At 61.5% G+C, this 5509-nt stretch carries 6 protein-coding genes and 1 pseudogene; 4 read left to right on the top strand and 3 right to left on the bottom strand.

All coding sequences use genetic code 11. The annotated features are described in order from the left end of the window. The 4 genes and pseudogenes from AC5JJ6_RS39545 to AC5JJ6_RS39530 form a co-directional block, all read left to right on the top strand. Window positions 1-548, top strand: a pseudogene (locus AC5JJ6_RS39545) (hypothetical protein); the annotation flags it as partial. Between the two features lie 59 nt (window positions 549-607). Further along, window positions 608-1834, top strand: coding sequence for a glycosyltransferase family 4 protein (locus AC5JJ6_RS39540; RefSeq protein WP_496047297.1), 1227 nt, complete (start codon window positions 608-610; stop codon window positions 1832-1834). Window position 1835: 1 nt separating this feature from the next. After that, window positions 1836-2798, top strand: coding sequence for a hypothetical protein (locus AC5JJ6_RS39535; RefSeq protein ID WP_496047296.1), 963 nt, complete (start codon window positions 1836-1838; stop codon window positions 2796-2798). Continuing rightward, complete coding sequence (locus AC5JJ6_RS39530) at window positions 2795-3628, top strand: glycosyltransferase family 2 protein (RefSeq protein WP_496047295.1); 834 nt, start codon at window positions 2795-2797, stop codon at window positions 3626-3628. The genes AC5JJ6_RS39535 and AC5JJ6_RS39530 overlap by 4 nt, the downstream gene beginning before the upstream one ends. Before the next feature lie 37 nt (window positions 3629-3665). On the opposite strand, the gene AC5JJ6_RS39525 is transcribed toward AC5JJ6_RS39530, so the two are convergent. From AC5JJ6_RS39525 to AC5JJ6_RS39515, 3 genes are all read right to left on the bottom strand, one after another. Beyond that, on the bottom strand, window positions 3666-4142 hold the full coding sequence (locus AC5JJ6_RS39525) for a helix-turn-helix domain-containing protein (RefSeq protein WP_044436351.1): 477 nt from the start codon (window positions 4140-4142) through the stop codon (window positions 3666-3668). 208 nt (window positions 4143-4350) lie between these two features. Continuing rightward, the gene (locus AC5JJ6_RS39520) at window positions 4351-5166 is read right to left on the bottom strand and encodes a glycosyltransferase family 2 protein (RefSeq protein ID WP_496047294.1); all 816 of its coding nucleotides are present in this window, start codon (window positions 5164-5166) and stop codon (window positions 4351-4353) included. Next, a partial coding sequence (locus AC5JJ6_RS39515; RefSeq protein ID WP_496047293.1) for a capsule biosynthesis GfcC family protein occupies window positions 5163-5509 on the bottom strand: 347 nt, incomplete at its 5' end. The genes AC5JJ6_RS39515 and AC5JJ6_RS39520, both read right to left, overlap by 4 nt.

Raw genomic sequence — 5509 nt, 5'->3', positions numbered from 1 at the left:
CGATCGCCGTCATCGTCGGCTTCGCAGCCTGGCACGCCCGGCACAAGCCACTCCTGGCGATGCTCGTCGTCGCCATGCTGGCGGTGACCGCTCTTGCCAGTGATCAACTCGGTGGCACGATCCAGCAGATCGCGTGGAAGACGGAAACCTACGGACTGAACGAACGTTCGGCGGAGGCCGCCGCCGTACTCGATCAGGTCGGAGCGTCGTGGTTCGATCTGTTGTTCGGGCAAGGCTGGGGCACGCTTGTCCAAAGCCCCGCCGTCGGCGGCATGTGGGTATCGTACACGCATTCGTTCGTGACCTACATGCTCCTGAAGACCGGGTTGGTCGGATGCCTCGTCACGCTGGCGTATTTGATGTCGATGCTGCCATCGCTGTTCTGCCTGATGCGGATCGACCCGCCCCTTGCGGTTGCCTTGATGCCGCCACTCGGCTTGGGCCTTTTTGCCCATACCAGTTTCAAATACCTGTGTTTCGGGTTGCTTTTAGCGGTCGTAACTCATGGAAGAATTGTATTCAAATATCCTGCGCCTAGCGGGACTTGAATGTTTGGCGGCAGCATGCTTTGGTATGCTGCCTGATTAAGCCATTTGGTTCCTCAAGCGTGCATCAGCCATCCATCCTTTTCATCAACCGGGTGTTTCCACCGGACCGTGGGGCAACCGGCCGGTGCCTCGCCGACCTCGCCGGCCGGTTTGCGGCGGCGGGATGGAGCGTCACCGTCCTGGCCTGCGGCAATGCGGAGGTGCCTGATGACCGGCCGCAATACAGGGTCGTCCGCACGGGATCTTCCGGTGGTATCTCCGCCAGCCGGAGCATCGACTACCTCAAATCGCTGGCAAGGCTTCTGGCCGCAGCTTGGAAACTGCCGCGACACGATGTCGTCGTCACGATGACCGATCCGCCGCTTCTCGCCATGATCGGTCCGCTGATCCGGCTTCGATGGTCGTGCGGCCTGATCCATTGGTCGCAGGATGTCTACCCGGATCTGTTTCCGGTCATCGGTGTCAGATTCCCATGGGCGCTCAGGTTTGCGCTCGACCGGACAAGCGCTGCCTCCCTGCGGTGCTACGACACGGTCGTCGTCATAGGTGTCTGCATGGCACGGCGCATCATGGGCAAAGGAGTGGCACCGGACCGCGTGGCGGTCGTTCCCAATTGGGCAGATCCCGTGATCCGGGCAGTCCCCCGCGCGACCAATCCGATGCGCCGGGAACTTGGCCTCGGCGATCGATTCACGGTCTCCTACTCCGGTAACTTCGGCCTTGCGCATCCGATCGGCGCGGTGATCGATGCCGCCGCGATCCTGGCCCGCGAGGCACCCGATATCGCCGTTCTGCTGATCGGGGAGGGAAGGGGCTTGAGCCGCGTCCGGCAGCGGATCGAGGAAAGTGCCCTGCCGAACCTCCGCCTTCTTCCATGGCAGCCGGCCCATCGGCTCGCCGAAAGCCTTGGCGCCGCCGATCTCCATTTGGCATCCATGGACGAGCGCGCCGAGGGGATGATGGTCCCGAGCAAGGTGGCTGGCGCTCTCGCCGCCGGGCGGCCCTGCATCCTTCTTGGTTCGGCGGGCGGTGCGGCAGCCCGCCAGATCGCCGATTTCGGCTGTGGTTCGGTCCTGCCGACCGGCGATGGCAAAGGACTGGCCAGGCTGATCATGATGCATGCCGCAGATCCGCGTATGCATGCCGAAGTCTGCGCACGCGCCTCCGCGGCGGGATCGGCGTGGTCGGCGGATCTGGCTGCCGCCGCCTTCCTCGACAGGGCGCATGACGCCGTCAGGAGGCCGGCGAGTTCGGTATGGGGTAAGTTGGCGGCCGGGAACGATTGAGATGTCGATGGACTTCGATGCCCGCCCTGGCGCAGCAGCTTTCGAGATTCAAAAGCTGCTGCGGGATGCGATCGCAATCGCCGTAGAGGGACGGCGTCTTATCGTGGGGACTGCAACCCTGACGGCCGTCATCGCCCTGCTGGCGCTGCGCATGATCGAACCGAGCTATACCGCTACCCTGATCGTCGGACCGACGGTGGCGGACGGCCTGCTCGGTCGCGGCACTCCGCTTCCCGATCTGCCGGCAGGCTCGATACTCGATGGCGCCGCCCACGGCGCCGGTGAAAAGATGTCCTATTACGAGCGGTTTCTCTATGAGATGACGTCGCTGAACGTGGCCAATGAACTTGCCTCCTCGCCGGAAATCATGCGGCGGGTGTTCGAATCGATGTGGGACGCAAAGAACGAAAGCTGGAATCCCGATCCCGGATTTTTCCCGAGGATGCGCCGGATGCTTTCCGATCTTGCCGGACGCAGGTCCTGGGCGGCGCCGGATGGCCGCGACCTCGCACGCTTTCTTCGTTCCAGAGTGCAGGTACAGCAAATAGGCAATACGCCGTTGCGGCGCATCGTTTATCGCCACGCCGATCCGGAGTTCGCCCGGTTGCTGCTGAACCGGCTCTACGCCACCACCGAACGCCAGCTTCGTAACATAGCGGTCAAGGGCAATGCGCTCATGATCGAAGAATACCAGAAGATGGCTCGTACCACGTCCGACCTGGAACATAAGCGTGCGCTCTGGGCGACGCTGATCGGACACGAGCAGTTCTCCATGATGATGAACGTCGATCTTCCGCTGGCGGCGGATTTGATGGAGGCCGCCTCCTGTGACGTGCTGCCCGATACGCCCGATCCGGCGATCGTGATGCCGATCGCCTTCGCCGCCGGTCTGGTCCTTGGGCTGGTCCTCGTCTTCATCCGGGCGACGACGGAAACGCTCCCTCGTTTCGAAGATCTTCCATGATTCCCGTATCGGCGATCGTCATGACCCGGAACGAGGCGACGAACATCGCTTCCTGTCTTCAGACACTCCGGCGTTTCGATCAGGTGTTCGTCGTCGATTCAGCGAGCACCGATGGGACAAGGGAGATTGCCGCAAGGTTCGGGGCGACGGTGGTGCCTTTCCAATGGAACGGGTGCTATCCCAAGAAGAAGCAATGGTGCCTCGACAACCTGCCGCTCCGCCATCCCTGGGTCCTGTACTGCGATGCCGACGAGCGGCTCACTCCCGAACTCGTTGACGAGATCGCCCTGGCGATGTCATCCAAGCCGGCTTTGGCTGGATACTTCATCCGTGGGCAGCCGGTTTTCGGCGGCGTTCGCCACCGCCATGGAGCGTGGAACCGCAAGTTGGCTCTCCTCGACCGGCGGCGCGCCTCATTTCCTTCATTCCCGGATCTGGATATCGATACGATATGGGAGGTGGAAGGGCATTACCAGCCGGTACTTCAGGGCCAGGCCGGATTGCTCCGGCACGCCATGATCCACGACGAGGCAGTGTCGCTTCATGGCTGGTTCGATCGCCACAACCGCTATTCCGACTGGGAGGCCGCCCTGCTGGCGGATGGCCGTTACGAGCAGCTAAGTCGCCGGGAAACAGGCATGCGCCGCCTGCTGAAAGCTATCTTCGCCAGGCTGCCCGGGCGTCCTCTCGCGGCGTTCCTGCACAGTTATCTGCTGCGGCTGGGGCTTCTGGACGGAGTGCCGGGGTTTGACCGTGCCGTCGCACGCGCTTTCTATTACTGGCAGATCGACGTTAAGCTGAGGGTCCACAGACGCGGACCCTCACGCTGAGGTCTTGATGCTGAGGACGTAGTGCCGTGGGCGTGACTCAGGCGTTCACCGGATCGGCGTCGCGGATCTCGCCGCCAAGAGCCTTGATCAACTCGAAGGCGCGGCGGCGGACGTTGGGATCGCCGATGCGGTAATAAGCACGGACGAGTTCAAGCGTTTCCCGCTTGGCCATGGACTCGAATTCGTCGGTTTCCGTCGGCTCCTGGACGACATCGGCACCCTCCGGAAGGGGTTGGCCGGTCGGCATGTCTTCGAAGAAAAAGCCGACGGGTACGTCGAGAACCAAAGCCAAATGATACAAACGGCTGGCACTGATGCGGTTGGCGCCCCGTTCATACTTCTGAAGCTGCTGAAAAGTGATGCCGACAGCCTCGCCAAGCTTCTCCTGGCTAAGCCCGAGCAAGGTTCGGCGAAGACGTAGTCTTGCCCCAACATGAATGTCGATTGGATGGGGCCCTTCACCACGACGCGAGATGGTGTTCGCAGTTGCGGGTTGGGACTTTTTCGATTTCATCATCTACCCCTGAGTACTTGCCCGGCGATTAAGGTGTAACGTACAAATTTAGATTTCAAAAGGACTTAATTGGCTCAAATGTCAAGACCTTTCGCGTGCATGTTGACGAGTGTGGCGCAACCTGTCGAGCGTACTCAGATCTGGTCATCCGGACGGAATAGGCGTAGTACAGATTTCGCACATATTACACGTGTGAGTGGTGCCTTGGCTACTCGTACATCCGGCGGCATCGCCATGTTTCGAAAACCGAAGGCCATGCCCAACGTATCGATATCGCAGCATATTGAGCGATCATTATTAAAAAGCAGGAAACATTGGACATATGAAGCCGGTTTCGGCGTATCTGCGCCTGCTCCCGTCTGCCCAAGGCTGTGTGCGCTTGCGATATGCCGCCGCCTTCGAATAGGACCAGCGGAGCTTGTATACGCGCGACTCGAGTGCATTTGGATAGGGTGTCCAGCGTAAAAGCATAGTCCGCTGCGACCTTGAAGGTGAGGTCGTATCGTTGACCTTCAACCAAGGCGCGGCGATAGACCATCGCCTGATGGTGAGTGAACATGCCGTACCACTTGAGGCAATGCGATCGTGCTCGCTTCAGGAGCATCCGGTTGCCGACCCCCCTTTCCAAGGCGTCGCCGTAGAGGAAATCCGGCGGTACGTCCCGACGGACGTGCCGGGCGACGGCCTGGAGAGTTTCCGGAGCGGCCAGTGTGTCTCCTGCGTTCAGGAAGATCAGGTAATCGCCGGCGGCTGCCGAGAGGCCGATGTTCATGGCATCGTACAAGCCCAGGTCGGGCGCCGACCGCCACCAGGCCAGTTCGCCTGCATGTGCCGCCAGGAAAGCCGGCGTGGCATCCTGGGAGCCGCCGTCCACGACGATCCAGTCGAAGTCGCGGCAGGTCTGCAAGACAAGGCTCCGGTATGTCCGCGCAAGCCCTTCGCAGTCGTTCAGACAGACGGTGATGATGGTGAACAGCCGCGGCCGCTCCGCCTCGCCCGCTGCGGCTATCGGGAACTCGGTCAATTACGGCCTCCCCAGTCGCCGCTGAGGACCTTGACCGCAGCGGCACTTACGGAAAGTTGGGTCAGCAGGCTTCCAATGTTCTGCGCGAACTTGAAGAACTCGAAGGGCTCAGGATCGCGCGGCACGATGATCGTCGATCCGGGAGCGATGAAGGTGGCGCTGTGGTTCCACGACGAAATACGCAGAGGCCGAGCGCTGCCGTCGGGCTGAAGGACGAATATCCGCGACGAGTCCGCGTATTGCGTCAGGCCGCCGGCCTCGCTCAGGTACTGGCTCGCCGTCTTGTCCGACTTGAACTGAAGGCTCGCCGGGGCAAGGACTTCGCCGGCAACGGTGACGGTCA

The organism is Skermanella sp. (assembly GCF_059503625.1).
The sequence above is the reverse complement of the archived record's forward strand: the minus strand, read 5'-3'. Positions and strand labels throughout refer to the sequence as shown.

Excerpts from the sequence above, each read along its gene's own strand:
- AC5JJ6_RS39525 (WP_044436351.1), bottom strand. The coding sequence starts at position 4,142 with ATGAAATCGAAAAAGTCCCAACCCGCAACTGCGAACACCATCTCGCGT.
- AC5JJ6_RS39530 (WP_496047295.1), top strand. The coding sequence starts at position 2,795 with ATGATTCCCGTATCGGCGATCGTCATGACCCGGAACGAGGCGACGAAC.
- AC5JJ6_RS39535 (WP_496047296.1), top strand. The coding sequence starts at position 1,836 with ATGTCGATGGACTTCGATGCCCGCCCTGGCGCAGCAGCTTTCGAGATT.